General features: G+C 40.1%; 15 protein-coding genes. 5 read left to right on the top strand and 10 right to left on the bottom strand.

All coding sequences use genetic code 11. The features are described from left to right. Positions 1–100: 100 nt before the first annotated feature. Positions 101–547 carry a DUF3010 family protein gene (locus AC0VZ4_RS08650; protein WP_002960715.1) on the top strand — a complete coding sequence of 149 codons (447 nt, stop codon included), beginning with the start codon at positions 101–103 and terminating at the stop codon, positions 545–547. A gap of 185 nt (positions 548–732) precedes the next feature. Then, entirely contained in the window at positions 733–2,466 is a 1,734-nt protein-coding gene (locus tag AC0VZ4_RS08645) for an AMP-binding protein (RefSeq protein WP_475441469.1), read from the top strand. A 101-nt stretch (positions 2,467–2,567) separates the two neighbouring features. On the opposite strand, the gene hflX is transcribed toward AC0VZ4_RS08645, so the two are convergent. The 6 genes from hflX to AC0VZ4_RS08615 all read right to left on the bottom strand — a co-directional run bounded on the left by hflX (position 2,568) and on the right by AC0VZ4_RS08615 (position 9,025). Continuing rightward, entirely contained in the window at positions 2,568–3,917 is a 1,350-nt protein-coding gene (gene hflX / locus AC0VZ4_RS08640) for a GTPase HflX (protein WP_002960718.1), read from the bottom strand. Between the two features lie 354 nt (positions 3,918–4,271). Continuing rightward, positions 4,272–4,745 carry a YehS family protein gene (locus tag AC0VZ4_RS08635; protein ID WP_002960721.1) on the bottom strand — a complete coding sequence of 158 codons (474 nt, stop codon included), beginning with the start codon at positions 4,743–4,745 and terminating at the stop codon, positions 4,272–4,274. Positions 4,746–4,862: 117 nt separating this feature from the next. Beyond that, the gene (locus AC0VZ4_RS08630) at positions 4,863–6,107 is read right to left on the bottom strand and encodes a lipoprotein-releasing ABC transporter permease subunit (RefSeq protein WP_475441468.1); all 1,245 of its coding nucleotides are present in this window, start codon (positions 6,105–6,107) and stop codon (positions 4,863–4,865) included. Further along, positions 6,097–6,795, bottom strand: a complete 699-nt coding sequence (gene lolD, locus AC0VZ4_RS08625) for a lipoprotein-releasing ABC transporter ATP-binding protein LolD (RefSeq protein ID WP_475441467.1) — start codon at positions 6,793–6,795, stop codon at positions 6,097–6,099. Before lolD ends, AC0VZ4_RS08630 begins: the two co-directional genes overlap by 11 nt. Continuing rightward, complete coding sequence (locus AC0VZ4_RS08620) at positions 6,788–8,005, bottom strand: lipoprotein-releasing ABC transporter permease subunit (RefSeq protein ID WP_475441466.1); 1,218 nt, start codon at positions 8,003–8,005, stop codon at positions 6,788–6,790. Before AC0VZ4_RS08620 ends, lolD begins: the two co-directional genes overlap by 8 nt. Before the next feature lie 147 nt (positions 8,006–8,152). Further along, positions 8,153–9,025: a LysR family transcriptional regulator gene (locus tag AC0VZ4_RS08615; RefSeq protein ID WP_475441465.1), complete on the bottom strand. Its 873-nt coding sequence runs from the start codon at positions 9,023–9,025 to the stop codon at positions 8,153–8,155. Positions 9,026–9,159: 134 nt separating this feature from the next. On the opposite strand from AC0VZ4_RS08615, the gene AC0VZ4_RS08610 reads away from it, so the two are divergent. Beyond that, positions 9,160–10,281 carry an S-(hydroxymethyl)glutathione dehydrogenase/class III alcohol dehydrogenase gene (locus tag AC0VZ4_RS08610; protein ID WP_475441464.1) on the top strand — a complete coding sequence of 374 codons (1,122 nt, stop codon included), beginning with the start codon at positions 9,160–9,162 and terminating at the stop codon, positions 10,279–10,281. Between the two features lie 72 nt (positions 10,282–10,353). Next, the gene (fghA, locus tag AC0VZ4_RS08605; protein WP_007375334.1) at positions 10,354–11,196 is read left to right on the top strand and encodes an S-formylglutathione hydrolase; all 843 of its coding nucleotides are present in this window, start codon (positions 10,354–10,356) and stop codon (positions 11,194–11,196) included. Here the strand turns inward: fghA and AC0VZ4_RS08600 are convergent. The 3 genes from AC0VZ4_RS08600 to AC0VZ4_RS08590 form a co-directional block, all read right to left on the bottom strand. Continuing rightward, positions 11,150–11,488 carry a hypothetical protein gene (locus AC0VZ4_RS08600; protein ID WP_475441463.1) on the bottom strand — a complete coding sequence of 113 codons (339 nt, stop codon included), beginning with the start codon at positions 11,486–11,488 and terminating at the stop codon, positions 11,150–11,152. The two genes, fghA and AC0VZ4_RS08600, sit on opposite strands and share 47 nt — an antisense overlap. Before the next feature lie 147 nt (positions 11,489–11,635). Continuing rightward, positions 11,636–12,604, bottom strand: a complete 969-nt coding sequence (locus tag AC0VZ4_RS08595) for an IS30 family transposase (protein ID WP_475441477.1) — start codon at positions 12,602–12,604, stop codon at positions 11,636–11,638. Positions 12,605–12,793: 189 nt separating this feature from the next. Beyond that, the gene (locus tag AC0VZ4_RS08590) at positions 12,794–14,701 is read right to left on the bottom strand and encodes a beta-ketoacyl synthase (protein WP_475441461.1); all 1,908 of its coding nucleotides are present in this window, start codon (positions 14,699–14,701) and stop codon (positions 12,794–12,796) included. 126 nt (positions 14,702–14,827) lie between these two features. Here AC0VZ4_RS08590 and AC0VZ4_RS08585 point away from each other — a divergent pair, with 126 nt between their 5' ends. Then, positions 14,828–15,838 (top strand): GlxA family transcriptional regulator, encoded by a 1,011-nt coding sequence (locus AC0VZ4_RS08585; RefSeq protein WP_475441460.1) that lies wholly within the window; start codon positions 14,828–14,830, stop codon positions 15,836–15,838. Between the two features lie 54 nt (positions 15,839–15,892). Here AC0VZ4_RS08585 and AC0VZ4_RS08580 read toward each other — a convergent pair whose 3' ends face one another. Beyond that, entirely contained in the window at positions 15,893–16,405 is a 513-nt protein-coding gene (locus tag AC0VZ4_RS08580; protein ID WP_002960746.1) for an MgtC/SapB family protein, read from the bottom strand. Positions 16,406–16,411: the final 6 nt, after the last annotated feature.

Raw genomic sequence — 16,411 nt, 5'->3', positions numbered from 1 at the left:
CATCAATGCATTAATTACGCGCCTACAACTATACCCGCACTCGCATTTTAATGTGCGTTGCGTATAATACTGCGTAATTAAGTTATTTTAGAGAATAGACATGAGAACATGTGGTGTAGAAATTACCGGTAGTGATGTACTACTTTGTATTTTAAGTAAAGATAATGACGTATTTGATATTCGCGATGTGCGCCAAACACGCTTTACCTTAGGTAACGGTAACGACACTGAAGTAATGCGTAAATTTCAATTCGATTTTGCAAAACTAATGCAAGATTACCAAATTGATTCTGTTGCAATTCGTGAGCGTCAGCCTAAAGGTAAGTTTGCTGGCAGTGCAAAAGGCTTTAAAATGGAAACTGCAATTCAATTAATCGACAACTTAGATGTACGTTTATTTACTACAACTGAAGTTAAAGAGCAGTTAAAACGCAACCCTATTCCTATTGATTTTGAAGAAACAGGCCTTAAAAAGTACCAAGAAAATGCTTTTGTAAATGCTTACGTTTACATCATGAAAAAAACATACCGCAGCGACGAAATGTAAACTCATTACTCGTTTAAAAACGCGTACTTACTTTGTAAGACGCGTTTTTTTATGCCCAAAAAGCGGGTTTGGTTTTTATAAAAATACTAAGACATTAGTCTAACCACACTTCACTTTGTTGACAATATGTGTTTATTTTAACTTTGTAGTTTACATAACTCACACACATTTTCATGGAGAGAGCAATGCACACACACACTATTGCGGTAAAAGAAGTAGAAAAAATAAATCACTTACCGTTAACCCAAAGCTACTTTAAAGGTATACAAAGCACACCTTTAACAAATTCAACTATCGGCGAGTACTTTGACTTTATTGTCAACAAAAACCCAAGAGCATTAGCTGTTGTAGTCCATCACCAGGGTATTCGATTAACGTATAAAGAATTTCAAAAAGAAGTTAATCAGCTTGCTATGGGGTTACTTGCCCTTGGCGTAAAACCAGGTGAGCGTGTTGGTATTTGGTCTCCTAATAATATTGAGTGGTGCTTAACCCAATTTGCAACGGCGAAAATTGGCGCAATAATGGTGTGCATCAACCCAGCATATCGCCCTAACGAATTACAATATGCTTTAAATAGTGTTGAATGCTCTACTCTAATCACAGCATCAAACTTTAAAGGCAGTGATTATTTAGAAATGCTCAATGGTTTGGCGCCAGAACTTGCAACTTGCGATAAAGACACACTTAATTTAAAAGCACTGCCCACTCTTAAAAATATAATTCGCATTGGCGATGAAGCATCTCCTGGTATGTACTCTTTTAATGATGTTATTAACTTGCCCACAGCAGCTCATGAGCTTGAATTAAAGGCAATAGGTGCAAACTTAAATGCTGATCAAGACATCAATATACAATTTACATCAGGCACAACTGGCAACCCAAAAGGCGCAACGCTCACGCATAAAAATATTTTAAATAATGCGTTGTTCGTCGCCGAATCTATGCACTTTACGAGCGATGACAAGTTATGTATCCCTATCCCGTTATATCATTGCTTTGCAATGGTATTGGGTAGCTTATTGTGTGTTAGTAAAGGTGCAGCAGCCATTTACCCAGGTGATTCGTTTGATGCAAAAACAACACTTGATGTAGTTCAACAAGAAGGATGCACAGCGCTGCACGGTGTACCTACTATGTTTATTAGTGAGCTTGAATTAAGTAACTTTAACGATTACGACCTAAGTACTTTACGAACGGGTGTAATGGCAGGCTCTACATGCCCAGAGCAAGTAATGCGAAAAGTACAAACGCTGATGAACATGCATCAAGTACTGATTGCTTACGGGCAAACGGAGTGCAGCCCCATAAACAACATTACCGAAACAGACTCTTCAATAGAGCGGCAAGTAACGACCGTTGGCCGTGCACTTGCCCATACAGAGGTTAAAATTATTGATGAGCAGGGTAACGTTAAAAAAATTGGTCAACCTGGTGAAGTGTGTAGTAAAGGTGCTGGCATAATGCGCTGCTATTGGAATGACGAAACTAAAACAAAAGCCACAATAGATGAGGAAGGTTGGCTGCACTCTGGCGATTTAGGTGTCATGGATACAGAAGGGTTTGTCACGATTGTTGGCCGCATTAAAGATATGATTATTCGGGGCGGCGAAAACATTTACCCTCGAGAAATAGAAGAAGTACTTTACACCTACCCGGGCATTCAAGATGCTGCCATATTTGGTATAACTGATGAAAAGTATGGCGAGGAAGTATGCGCTTGGATCCAGCCAAAAGAAGATGCTGTGCTTGATGAGCAAGCAATTCGTGAGTTTTTAAAAGACAAACTAGCCTATTTTAAAATGCCACGACATATCCGTTTTGTAGAAAATTACCCAATGACGGTAACAGGTAAACTGCAAAAATTTAAAATGCGAAAACAAATGCAAGGAGAGCTAAGCGACAAGGCCTTCTCTTAATTTTTCCTCTATAGAAAGCCTGAACTCTGAATAATAAATCTATCTCAAGCAACGATTAAAAAGCACAGCCAATTGGCTGTGCTTTTTATGTACTGAATTTATTATAAATTCAACATTCTCTTTTTTAAACGTTCTAAGTCAATCGCACTTGAGCGCACTGTTAATTTAATATGGCTGTATTCATATTCTTCTTTAACAACACTCATACTTGAGCGAATTTCGCCCACGATACCTTTGGCTGTATACGGTATAACAATCTCTTCTTCAATCATGTCCTCTTGAGCAATACCAATAATATATTTGTGCAATTTACTAATATCATCTGGATTACGCGTAGAGGTCATCATCGCATCAGGAAATTCATCCATTAGCGACTGCTGCTGCTCAGTACTTAATTGGTCTGACTTATTCAGTACTAATAATTTTTTGCTACCTTCTACCCCAACCTCTGCCAGTACTTTATGTACTACTTCAAGCTGTGAGCGAAAAGAAGGATCTGAAGCATCTACAACATATAACAATAACGACGCATCATGTGCCTCAGCGAGCGTTGAATGAAATGAAGCAACCAAATCGTGAGGTAACTTTTTAATAAAACCAACTGTATCTGATACGAGTATACGAGGCTGTGTAATCGGATACAACGCGCGAACAGTGGTATCTAGAGTAGCAAAAAGTTTGTTTTCGCCCTCTACATCACTGCCTGTAATTGCGCGCATCATTGATGACTTGCCTGCATTGGTATAACCAATTAAAGCCACTGAAAATAGCTCAGAGCGCTGCGTACGTCTGTCCATCATTACATCTTGAACACTAACAAGCTCACGCTTTAACTCTGCTAATTGATCGCGCACCTTACGGCGATTTAGCTCAAGTGTGGTTTCACCCGCACCTTTACCCATTTGGCGTTCTTTATCACCTGTTGATGTTTCACGCAGTCGTGGCGCGACATAATTAAGGCGAGCAATTTCAACTTGTAATTTTGCAGTTTTAGTACGCGCATGACGGCTAAATATTTCAATGATAATACCGGTGCGATCAAATACTTCCACACCCAGCTGGTTCTCAACATTACGTAGTTGAGAAGGCGTTAAATCACAGTCAAATACCACTACATCAGCACATGCAAAATCTAAATCGTTTGATGGAATTTCTGAGGATATTTCGGTTAAAGGGTCTTCATCAAGTAAATCATCTTCTTGCTCGTTTTCAACCATCCCTTTATTACCAGTAAGGTGAGCTATTTCAGCTAGTTTACCTGAGCCCAGTACATTAACTTTTTGAGTTGAGCTTTGCTTTTGCGATTGCGTACCTACTACTTTAAATCCTAACGTGGTCACCAAACGAGCAAGCTCTGCAAGCGACTCTGTTGCTTCGTCACCTTTAAATTGTGGTGTGCTAATAGAAATAAGTAACGCATTAGGAAGTGATGGTTTTGCAGTTAGTTGCATAATTTTTTATATGTTAATGCACCTAAAGTGCAAACCTAATTTTCATTCGAAAGTAAGCTGATCCTACGCTGTTATGGCCGAGCTTTACAGCGTTATAGCTTACGAATGCAATTATTATCTTCATTTTGCCAAAATTAGCGTAAATCTATGAACTATTTATACGGGGGCATTATAATTTTTACACGCAAGTAAACCAATAAGTAACTTGGTGTTGTTATAAATGTATTTAATTATTAAGTGTTGGGGTTTACCATTGATAATAGGCTTTATGTAGCATTGCGCATACACAAGCCCATTAACTAAAAGCCCATTAACTAAAAGCTAATTAGTTAAAAACTAATTAGCTAAAATCAATTACTCAGCAGACTCTTCTGGACGATGCTGCTTTTGTACACCGGTTAAAAACAAGCGTAATATTTGATCGTTACAAACACGGTAATGTTTGTTATCTACTTTTCGAGAAAATGCACTTAACTCATGTTTACTTAAGTCAAAATCAACAAGTGCAAGTGTTGCTATAACATCTTCTGCTTTCATATTTAAAGCAATACGTAGCTTCATAAAGATAATATTGTTGTTTAGCTTTTTCTCAGGCTCTGGTTGCTCACCTTCGCGTTTGCCACGTTGGGTATTAATGAACCCATTTAAAAAGCTAGCAAACTCAGTATCACTTATTGGGGTAAAAGCCTCTTCACCTTCTTTAGTTAACCATGCAATTACTTGCTCTTTGGTGACCGTATGTTCTGCTGATGCAAAAACATTGACCATAGCAGTATCAGTTAAGTTAAAAGTGTAGCGAATGCGGCGTAAAATATCGTTATTAGTCAAAGTAAATCCCAAAGTGAGGTATAGCAACCAAGCAGTTATTGCTTAATTTTAAATAAGCGCCTAGTTTAACAGGTTTACTAATACCACCCTATTAATTTTTATCTGAGCTTCTTATACCTAGTTACCAAGCACCTTGGCAGGATCTACGCGCGTTGCTTGCCATGCAGGATAAATAGTGGCAAGTATCGCAAGCACAAACGTAACAATCACTGTAATACCAATGTCTTCGAGTACTAATTTACTTGGTAAAAACTCTATAAAATAAACGCCCTCAAGTGGATTGGCTCCAAATAATTGGCTTATCCACGTAAAAAGCTCACTTATATTAAGCGCTAATACCACACCAATTAGTGTTCCTAGTGCCACGCCTACAAATGCTTGCATTAAGCCTTGCATTACAAAGGTGGCTAAAATAGTACTGTCTTTCGCGCCCATGGTTTTTAAAATCGCGATATTGCCTTGTTTTTCGCGTACTTCCATCACTAAGGACGATACAATATTAAAACTGGCTACCGCTATAATTAAAAACACCACAATATAAACAATGGTACGTACCATTTGAATATCTTGATAAAGGCTGCCTTGGGTTCTAAACCAACTAGAAACATACACATAGTCGTCAATAGTTTGGCCCACTTTTAGCGCTATTTGGTGCGCCGAAAACACATCATCAACACTTAAGCGCAGCCCTGTTACTTGAGTTTCATCGTAACCCAATGTTTGCTGCGCTTTGTTAAGATGTATAAACGCAGCGGTGCTATCAATCGGGCCGCCCATTTCTATAACACCTGCAAGGTTAAGTGTTACGCGTTTAGGCGCTAATAATGATTGACTTTTTTGGCCTATTTGCGGAATAAGTAACGTAATGTTGTCGCCTACTTTTGCATCTAACTGTTTTACTATTTGCTTACCTAAAATTACATCGTCAAGGCCTAACTGACTCACTAATTTACCACTGGTAAACTGGTTTACCGCCGATACATTACTCTCGAGCGATGGCTCAACACCCCGAATTTCTATCGCTTTTAGCTGGCTTTTATATTGCGCCATCCCATTCACTGCAATAAATGGCGCAGCCCCTGTTACATGCGGTTGTGTTTGTAAATCCTCAACCTTTTGCGGCCAATTTGCAATGGGTCTACTTGGTGCTACATATTCCACCTGCGGCACAACACTTAGCAATCTATGTACTAGTTGCTGCTCAAAACCATTAATTACCGACAGCGCCACAATTAAAACCGCGACACCTAATAAAATACCAATAGTCAACGCTTTAGCGATAAAACTAACAAAGCCGTTTTTTTCATCTTTGTGGCCTGAATAGGCTCTAAAACGTTTACTTAAAAATGCACTAAGCAACATGCTGCGACTCTTTAATAGCTAGTTTTCCATCGTCTAAATAAGCTATTTTGCCTAGCTTATCGGCAAGTTCTAAATCGTGTGTAACTACCACAAAACTGGTGTTTAAGCTTTGGTTAAGCTCATTAATTAAATCGTAAATTTTAATCGCATTTTGTTTATCTAAATTACCGGTTGGTTCATCAGCAAGCACAAGCGCAGGTTTAGTAACCAGTGCGCGGGCAATAGCCACGCGTTGGCGCTCTCCACCAGAAAGCGCAGACGGTTTATGCGAGCTGCGATGTGCAAGGCCTACTTTTTCGAGCATATCGAGCGCTTGAGCTTTGGCTTCTTTTGCACTCAAGCCTTTAATTAATAATGGCATAGCCACGTTTTCAACTGCGCTAAACTCCATTAATAAGTGATGAAATTGATAGATGAAGCCCAAATTTTGGTTTCTAAATGCGGCTTGCTCTGTTCGCGAAAGTTTTGCAACTTCTTGGTTTTTAATTTTAGCGCTACCTGTGCTTGCGGTATCTAATGTGCCAAGTATGTGTAAAAGCGTACTTTTACCAGAGCCAGAACTCCCCACAATAGCGAGCATTTCACCTTGCTGCAGCGCTAAATCAACACCTTTTAATACTTCAACTTGGTTGCTGCCATCTTGATAAACCTTACTTAAATTTTCACAACTAATTACTAAATCATTCATAACGTAATACCTCTGCTGGTTTTACTTTTGCGGCTTTACGCGCAGGATATAAGGTAGCTAAAAAGCTCATAGCAATACTGGCAAACGCTATTATTACTAAACTCAAAATATCAAATTTTACCGGAAGCTCTATACCCGCCAATAAGTTTAAGCCCACTAATGCAAGTAGCTCATTTATATATAAACTAAATATTACACCTAAAAATGCGCCTATTACGGTACCAATTACGCCGTTATATAAGCCTTGCACCATAAACACTTTTTGCACTTGCGAAGGTGTTAAACCTAACGTTTGTAGTATGGCTACTTCACCTTGTTTTTCGCTTACCATCATGGTTAATGCCGATACAATATTAAATACAGCCACCAATACAATGAGGGCAAGCAGCATAGACATAATGCGCTTTTCCATAGCAACGGCTGCAAATAGAGTACCTTGGGTACTGCGCCAATCACTGTAATTATGATCTTGTAAAATACGTTGGCTTGCTTCAATAAATTCATCTAGTTCGAAAGGTTCGTGCAATGAAACACTTAAATTTGGTGCAGTGTTTTTATCCAGCTTTAATACCCGCTGTAATGAAGCGCCACTCGTAAACGCAAGCGCCATATCTATCTCAGACCCGGTTTCGTATATTGCGGCAACTTTAAATAAACGCTGGCTGGGTACTCGCCCAAGAGGTGTATATGTTGAAGCATTAGGCATAATAACGCGAAGCTTATCACCCACGCTAACGCCTAATTTACGACTCAAATAACGGCTTATAGCAATGTTGTAATTTTTGTTTAATACAGTTTTCCAATCGCCTTGCACTATTTTATCGGTAATTCTATACAAAGAACCACTATCGTTATAAAGGCCTTGTAATAAAACGCCGTGCAAGTCTTTATTCGTTTGCAAAATAGCTTCACCGTGGCGATATAAGCTTACATGATCAACATAAGGAGATTGTTCGAGGTCGGTTTTTAGGGTGTTCATTTGGGTGGCAGTGTTTTTACCTGCGCTAACTTCAACATGCGGAATAAGTCCAAGCATATTGGTTTTTAGGCTATTTTCAAACCCGCTCATTACACTGCTTACCGTAAATAATGCCATTAAACCAATAGCGATACCGGCAATAGAAAAAAACGAAATAAACGATATAAACGCATTTCCTTTAGATGAGCGACTATATCTAAGCCCTATAAATAAGCTAACCGGTTGAAACATATTATTTTTAACACTTATCGTAAAAGTATTGAGCAATAGTAGCACGAAAAAAGTGCCTTTGGGTATGGCGTAAAATGTAAGAAATAATTTAAAAATCTGATACTTGGCTATATTTACAGCAATATGTATTTAACCATTAATTCGCGGTTAAGCTTTAAGCCCTTTAACTAAATAATCGAGCAATACCCGTACATTAGTGGCCACAAACTGCCTTGGTGGATATACGCCCCATACCCCTTCTTGCTGTGGTTGATAGGGTGTTAAAATAGGCACCAATTGCCCTGAGTTAATTTCGTTTTCAATGTAGTAGTCTGGGAGCTGTACAATACCGAGCCCCTTTTTTGCGCCATCCACCAGCGCCCAACCACTATTACACTGTAGCCGCCCCGCTATTTTAATGTGTTTATCGCGCCCATTTTCGTTTACGCGCCAGTAACTACTATTCCCAATTAGACATTCATGGCTGTTTAGCTCGCCTAAAGTATGCGGCTCACCAAATCGCGTTAAATACTGTGGTGCCGCGCACATTATAAAGCGCCGCGCACTTAACCTACGCGCTTTTAAGCTCGAATCTTTTAAATGCCCTAGCCTTATGGCTAAATCAAATCCGCCCTCTAATAAGTTTTCTTGCTCGTTACTTAGTGTGGCAACAACTTCGACCTCGGGATGATCCTTCATAAAATTATGCACTATGGGCATAATAAAGCTCTCTCCGTACATAACTGGTGCTGTGAGCTTTATTTTACCTTTAGGCGTACTTTGTTGCTGAGCAAGGCCTTGAGTTGCCTCATCCATAGCATGTTGTAAGTGCTTTATTTGATGTAAGTACACTTCGCCTTCTTTGGTTAAAACCACTTTACGGGTTGTACGAGTTAAAAGCTGGGTATTTAAACGTTGCTCAAGCGCTGTGACATGGCGGCTAATATGCGCAACCGAAAGCCCAAGCATTTTTGCAGCCGCAGTAAAGCTGCCCTCTTCACCAACCGCTATAAACTCATCAATTCCATCCCAACGTTCCATTATTACCATACTGTAAAAGTGTTTTAATAAAATTGAGATTATCATTATTTGAGAAACAAATACAATAAGCCCATCACCCAAGCAAATTGGGTCTACAATTATTTTTTAATAGCCAGTTAAAGGAAATAAAACACATGTCTGAATTTATTAAATCAAAAGCTGCCATTGCTTGGGGTCCTAATCAACCACTTAGTGTTGAAGAAGTTGATGTGATGATGCCTAAAAAAGGCGAAGTAATGGTAAAAATTACCGCTACAGGAGTGTGTCATACTGATGCATTTACATTATCAGGCCAAGATCCTGAAGGCATATTTCCTGCTATTTTAGGTCACGAAGGCGCTGGTGTTGTCTATGCTGTTGGCGAAGGCGTAACGAGTGTTGAAGTGGGGGATCATGTTATTCCTTTATACACTGCAGAATGTGGCGTATGTAAAATGTGTACTTCAGGTAAAACTAACCTGTGTTCAGCCGTGCGCGAAACACAAGGTAAAGGCCTAATGCCAGACGGCACTACACGCTTTTTTAAAGATGGCCAACCAATTTATCACTACATGGGGACATCAACGTTCTCTGAGTACACTGTATTGCCAGAAATCTCACTAGCTAAAGTAAATAAAGAAGCATCACTAGAAGAGATTTGCTTACTCGGCTGTGGTGTAACAACAGGCATGGGCGCAGTTACCAACACAGCTAAAGTAAAGCCTGGCGACACGGTTGCTATATTTGGCTTAGGCGGTATTGGTTTGTCTGCGATTATTGGCGCAAAAATGGCCGGTGCTGGTCGTATTATTGGTGTTGATATAAACACCACTAAATTCGATTTAGCTACAAAACTAGGTGCAACTGATTTAATTAACCCAAAAGATTTCGACAAGCCAATTCAAGAAGTTATTGTTGAAATGACAGACGGCGGCGTTGACTACTCGTTTGAATGTATCGGTAATGTTGACGTTATGCGCTCAGCGCTTGAGTGTTGCCACAAAGGTTGGGGAGAGTCAGTAATTATTGGGGTGGCGGGTGCAGGCCAAGAAATATCAACCCGCCCGTTTCAACTAGTAACTGGGCGTGTATGGCGTGGTAGTGCATTTGGTGGCGTTAAAGGCCGTTCACAACTTCCTGAAATTGTTGAGCGTTACATGGCGGGTGAATTTGCTCTTAGCGACTTTATTACTCACACAATGGGCCTTGCAGATATTAATGAAGCATTTGATTTAATGCACGAAGGCAAAAGTATTCGTACAGTCATTCATTACTAATAAACTGCATTCGTAAAATAGCTTATTAATAAGCCGTAATACTTTTAAGTTTACGGCTTTTAAGGATTAAGTATGTTAGAAAATATCTCAAGTGTAAAAGTGTCTGGCGGTTGGCATAAACAATATACTCACAGCTCGCAAAGTACACATTGCACTATGCGCTTTGCCGTATTTTTACCACCTGGCGCAAGTGAAGCAAATAAAGTACCGGTACTTTATTGGTTATCAGGTTTAACCTGTACCGACGAAAACTTTATGCAAAAAGCAGGCGCATTTAAAAAAGCCGCCGAGCTAGGTATTGCTATTGTAGCGCCAGACACCAGCCCGCGCGGCGAAAACGTACCTAATGAAGACAGCTACGACTTTGCACAAGGCGCAGGCTTTTACGTAAATGCCACGCAAGCCCCTTACAACACTCATTTTAATATGTACGATTATATTGTTAGTGAGTTACCAGCACTTATTGAACAACATTTTCCGATAACAAGCACAAAAGCAATTAGTGGTCACTCTATGGGCGGGCACGGTGCATTAATGGTTGCACTTAAAAACCCGACTGCGTTTGTAAGTGCCTCGGCTTTTAGCCCTATTGTAAATCCGATTGAATGCCCTTGGGGTGTAAAAGCATTTACTGGCTATTTAGGAAATGATAAGGCGCTTTGGGCACAATATGATAGCTGCGAGTTGATGAAAAACGCAGAGCAAGCTCATTACTTACCCATGTTAGTGAGTCAAGGTGATGCTGATGGCTTTTTACAAGAGCAACTTAAGCCAGAAAACTTAGTCGCTATTGCTGATAAAAAAGGCTACCCGCTTACACTTGAAATGCAAGCAGGCTACGATCATAGCTACTTTTTTATAAGCAGCTTTATTGACCAACACTTATTATTTCATCATCAGTTTTTAACAGCTTAGAGTGAGATTCGTTAGTGTGTAGATTAGATTCCTCAACATCTACACACTCTTTTAAACTCTTTGTTACTTGCCTACATGTTTGTTTTGGATTGCTCTCATCTTTTACAAATTCCACTATAGCGGAGTCAACTGCGTATCCCATTTTTGAGAAACTCAAACCGTCTTTGTCTTTTACAAAAGTACCGGAACTTGTAGAGCTACTACCCGAGCGCGCTGAATTATCAAGCAATACACCTACAGCGGTACAACCGAGTAAACTTTGTAAAAAAACAACAATAACTAAAATTCGCATAATTCATCCTGAATGCTAACTACTGACTAAACCTTAATTTTAGCCTTTTTTAAAAATAACTCTGTAAAAATGTGTTAAGAGTAATGGCATATTTAAATGAATACTTATTCTTCATTGATTCTTGAATTCAAGTATTAAGTGCAATCATTATGCAGCCACCAGAACTTCTGATTGCCCCGTAAATAACTCATGAGGGGTTTTATACCCTCTTGTTTTTCTTGGCCGATGGTTGAGCTTATCAACTGCCGCCTGTATTTCTGCTTCACTTAGCGACATAAAGTCAGTTCCCTTGGGGAAGAAGCGTCTAAGTAAGCCGTTGGTATTCTCATTTATGCCCCGCTCCCATGATGAATATGGGTGAGCGAAATACACATCCGCTTCTAATTTTTGTGCAATATGCTCATGGTGAGCAAACTCTTTTCCATTATCTAAAGTCACGGTAATAACCTTACCTTTATAGGGTGTCATACACTTGATCAGCGCATCGGCTGTTATTTTCGCATGCTTGCTTTCAATTCTGTGAACGACTGTATATAACGTTTTACGTTCAACCATTGTAACAAGGGCATTTTTACGCCCTTTGCCTATCACTGTATCGCCCTCCCAATCACCAATCCTAGACTTTGAATCCACAATACTTGGGCGTTCATCAATACTGACTCGATTAACTATCTGTCCACGTTTATCGTAGCTTCCATAGCGTTTTTTATACTTTTTACATGCACGAGTGAGTGTCTTATGTAGTTCACCACCACGAGCCTTGTCTCTGTAAATATATTGATAAATCGTTTCATGATGCAAAACGACCTTTTTCTCTAAAGCTAAGCGGCCTGCCACCTGCTCTGGCGAAAGTCCGTCAACCAACAATTTATTAATCCAGTCAGTAACATCATCTGTTAACTTACTTGCTTTGAAAGATGACTTGCGTCTTTGCTCTGCAAAATTATTGGCTTGGTTAGGTCGATAGCCTTTAAGCCCTTTATTGCGTTTTAACTCTCTAGAGATAGATGACGGTGAACGAGTGAGTTCATCAGCTATCTGTTTTTGGTTATTTCCTGCTTTTATTAACGCGTAAATCTGGTATCTTTCTGCTTGTGTCAGCTGTTTATATTTCATTAAAGCAATTTCCTTTGGCGAGAGAATGGCCGAATTATAACAGCTGGCCATCTAATCTGAGAAATTGCACTTATTATCCGAATTTAGGTTTATTTAATGAGCTTCACTTATAAAAAAACTTAATGGATAAATATATTTGAGGCACTAAAAAAGGCGCTTAAAAAGCGCCTTGCTAACAAGTATGTGTGCTTAAAACATATCTTGATAGGAATTTGTTGTGCTAAACGTAATTGCTTTTTCAAAGCCAGGTAACTGAATACTTTGCTCGTCTATTACAATGTCGTTGTCGTCAATAAGTCCGTCGCCAAAGCGGTAAATAAGCTCATATTGGCCTAAATCAGCTTGAGCTTGATACGTTTGTTGCGCGGCTTTAATTGCCATGTTTTTCTGCGCGTAACTAGTCATAACTTCATCGCCATGGCGCTTAGTGAGCATTTGCATTGTTACTTTTGGTGAAAGTACAGTCGCTGTTGCATTGTTTCCGCCAAAGCCTTTTGAATTTATAAAAGCAATATCCATATCAGCGCACTCGTAATGGCTATTACGAATATCAAGATGGTCGCTATAAACATCATCAGCCACTTTATCAATTGTGGTAATACCCGGTATAATATTATGACTAAATATGCCTAACGCAATCGCTAACTGGTCACCACTTGCAGGTGCAATAGTATGGCCAACATACGCTTTTGGCGCTGTTACTTTCCAGTTATCAATAGCAAACGTTTGCGCTACTTTATGATAAATCAAAGACTCTGTTACACGGTTTTGCGGTGTACTAGAACCATGAGCTAAAATAAAGCTACGTTCTTGTAGTGCTTCTTTACCTAATAAGCTGCTAGCAAGTGCGGCTGATTTTGCCATTGTAATATAGTTACCAGGTCCAGGTGATGTAATCGACTTTTTAACGCCATCTGCATTTACAAACACATCCGGTACGCTGCCCATAATATCAGCGCCCAACTCAAGGGCTAAAGCATCATCCATTAAAATAGCAACTTGCGCGCCTTCACCTAATGTAAAGCCACAGTTATCGCCAAATGGGCGGCTGCTATTACGGTAATCTGGTTCTTCATCATTTGATAAGTTATCTAAACGACGCAGCCCTTCAACGTTTGCAAGTGCGCTCATGTTACCAAAGCCTTCTACAACTTCTGGTGTAATAGCACACTCAACACTTGCGACAACCGCAACGCGTGTACGCCCTGCTTGTATGTCATTAACCGCTGCACGTAAATTATATAAAAACGTTGCACATGCGCCCGAGGTCGAAAACGTAGTACCTACATTGCCCGTAACATAGGCGTTTATAAAATCGGTCGACATTGTATTTAAGCCCAGTGCTAACTGCTTAGTGCTAACACGGTCGCCTTGTTGGCGCGCCTTTACTAAACCACCTAGGCCTTTGTCGTCCATTTGGCCAATTACCGATGCTGAATAGGTACCAATTTTATCTGGCTCTACGCTATTCATAATATGCTGCCAATCAAGCCCTGTTGATTTAATAGCATCGGTAGCTGCAAAAATAGTGGCTTGCAAACCACGAGGCTGATAGCGGCTGTTATACATAACTGATGGATCAAACCCAGTCGGAAATTGCCCTGCTGATTTAATCGGGTTATCACGTGTTGAGTCGTGCTTAACATCTATATCTGCGGCAATAGTTACTTTTACTTTTTTGCCTTCAAGCTCTTCAACTTGCCAGCTAGCAGGAACCGGTGTAGGTAAGTCGCGAGCACGCGTTTCAAACACAATTGCGTTATCGCTTGATGCGGTCAGTGTCATTTTTTGCTGCCACGGTGTGGCATCGGCATCAAAGTGTTCTTTTTCAATTTTACGAATAAGTGTACCAGCAATAATTTGCTCACCAAAGCGTGCTTCTATGTCGCTTTGCTCAACATTATTACCTTGTGTATCTTGTAATTGGCCGTTTACAACGCTTACTAGATTCATCAGTGTGGCGAGGCCTAAAAATGTTTCACTGCGATCTTGAGCATTTAAACTATCTAACACGATACGGCGATAACTTTGATGAAAAGAAGTACGGCCAGCGGCGTTAATACCACCCATGCCTACTATAACGGGTAATGCTGTCATAATTTACCTTTAAAAAGCGTGTTATTAGGAGAAGAGGCAGTTTAAATGGATTATGTACCACGCATTGTGCTTTAATAGCCAAATATCCAGTATAAAAGGCCAAAAGGTACTGGTCGGAGCATTTATATGACTGATAAACACACTAATCCACCACTAAACATTGCTATAGCGGTATATCCGCATTTATTAGTGACTAGTTTAACGCTGCCTATAGAAATGCTAAGAGCCGGCGAGGCCTTTGCTAAAGGGCATCTTGATAAGCAAAGCTTTAGGCCACTTGCTATAAATTTAGTGGCTAAAAATGCAGAATCTATAGCTACTCGCGCAGGCCTTGCGATAATTCCTGATTGCATAACAACTAATGCGCCCTACAGCGATTTAATTATAGTGCCTGGTATTTGGCGAAATCCGCGCCCTGTGGTACGTACAAATCAAGAGGTAGTTGATTGGCTAAGCGAGAGCTTTAGCGCAGGCAGCCATGTAATTGGTGTAGGTACTGGCAACTGTTTATTAGCTGAGGCAGGCTTACTTGATGGCCACCCTGCTACCACCCATTGGCATTACGCCAAACAATTTAGCCATGACTACCCGCAGGTGCACCTAAAGCCCGACTTTTTTATAACCCAGTCAGAGCGAATGTATACCGTAGCAAGCCTTAATGCGCTTGCCGATGTGATCGTGCATATTATTAGCCAGTACTACACAAAAGCCGCCGCGCAGCATGTAGAGCGTAATTTTTCGCACGAAATACGCAAACCCTATGAAGATCAACGCTACTTAGAAGGTGCAGTAGATCGCCACCCCGATGAGCTAATTGCGCAAATTCAATTTTGGCTAAAAACTAATTTAGCCACCGAGCTAAACTTGCAAGAAGTTGCTGCCCAATTTAGCTTAAGCTATCGTACTTTTACCCGCCGTTTTAGAGCCGCTACTAATCAAAGCCCTATTGAGTATTGGCAGCAATTACGTGTAGAAAGTGCGAAGGAGTTATTAGCATCATCAAATTTATCAATTCAAGAAGTGGCTTTAGAAGTAGGATATAACGACCAAGGGCATTTAACCCGCGTGTTTAAAAAAGTATTAAGCCAAACACCCAGTGGTTACAGAAAAGTAGTTAGGAGAAAGTTATTTGGCTAATTATAGTGCTTGTTCGAATAGTACTAATTTCAATAGCACTAAAAAACGCCACTTTTAGTGGCGTTCTGATTCGTTAAATTCTTTTCGATAGTAACGTTTTTGATAGTTTTTTACTTTAGTGTGTACGCCTTTGCTTAAGCTTTTAAATTTAGCTTCGAGTACGTCTACACCGTATAAAATACCGACCACCAGCACCGAGAGTTTTATTGCAGCGCCAAGGTTTTCGGTCGCTATCATAACGCCTATTGATGCAAGCACCCAGATGGTTGCAGCTGATGTAACGCCAACTACCGCACCATCTTTTGCGAGCATAACGCCTGCCCCTAAAAAGCCAATACCTGTAATTATTTGCCCAACTACACGAGAATGATCTATTACATCCCCTTGTAAATTAAACGCAGTGGATAAAAACAAATACGTACCCAAAGTTATTAACGCAGAGGTACGAATACCGACAGGTTTGCCGCGCAACTGGCGCTCTATACCAATAATAGCACCACAAAAAGCCGCAGTACCAATAGCTGCCCATGAATACGGGGCTACATCAATTAAATCTAAAAAAGTCACTGTAAA

The sequence above is a fragment of the Pseudoalteromonas sp. QJM3NY_22 genome, from assembly GCF_056173065.1.
The sequence above is the reverse complement of the archived record's forward strand: the minus strand, read 5'-3'. Positions and strand labels throughout refer to the sequence as shown.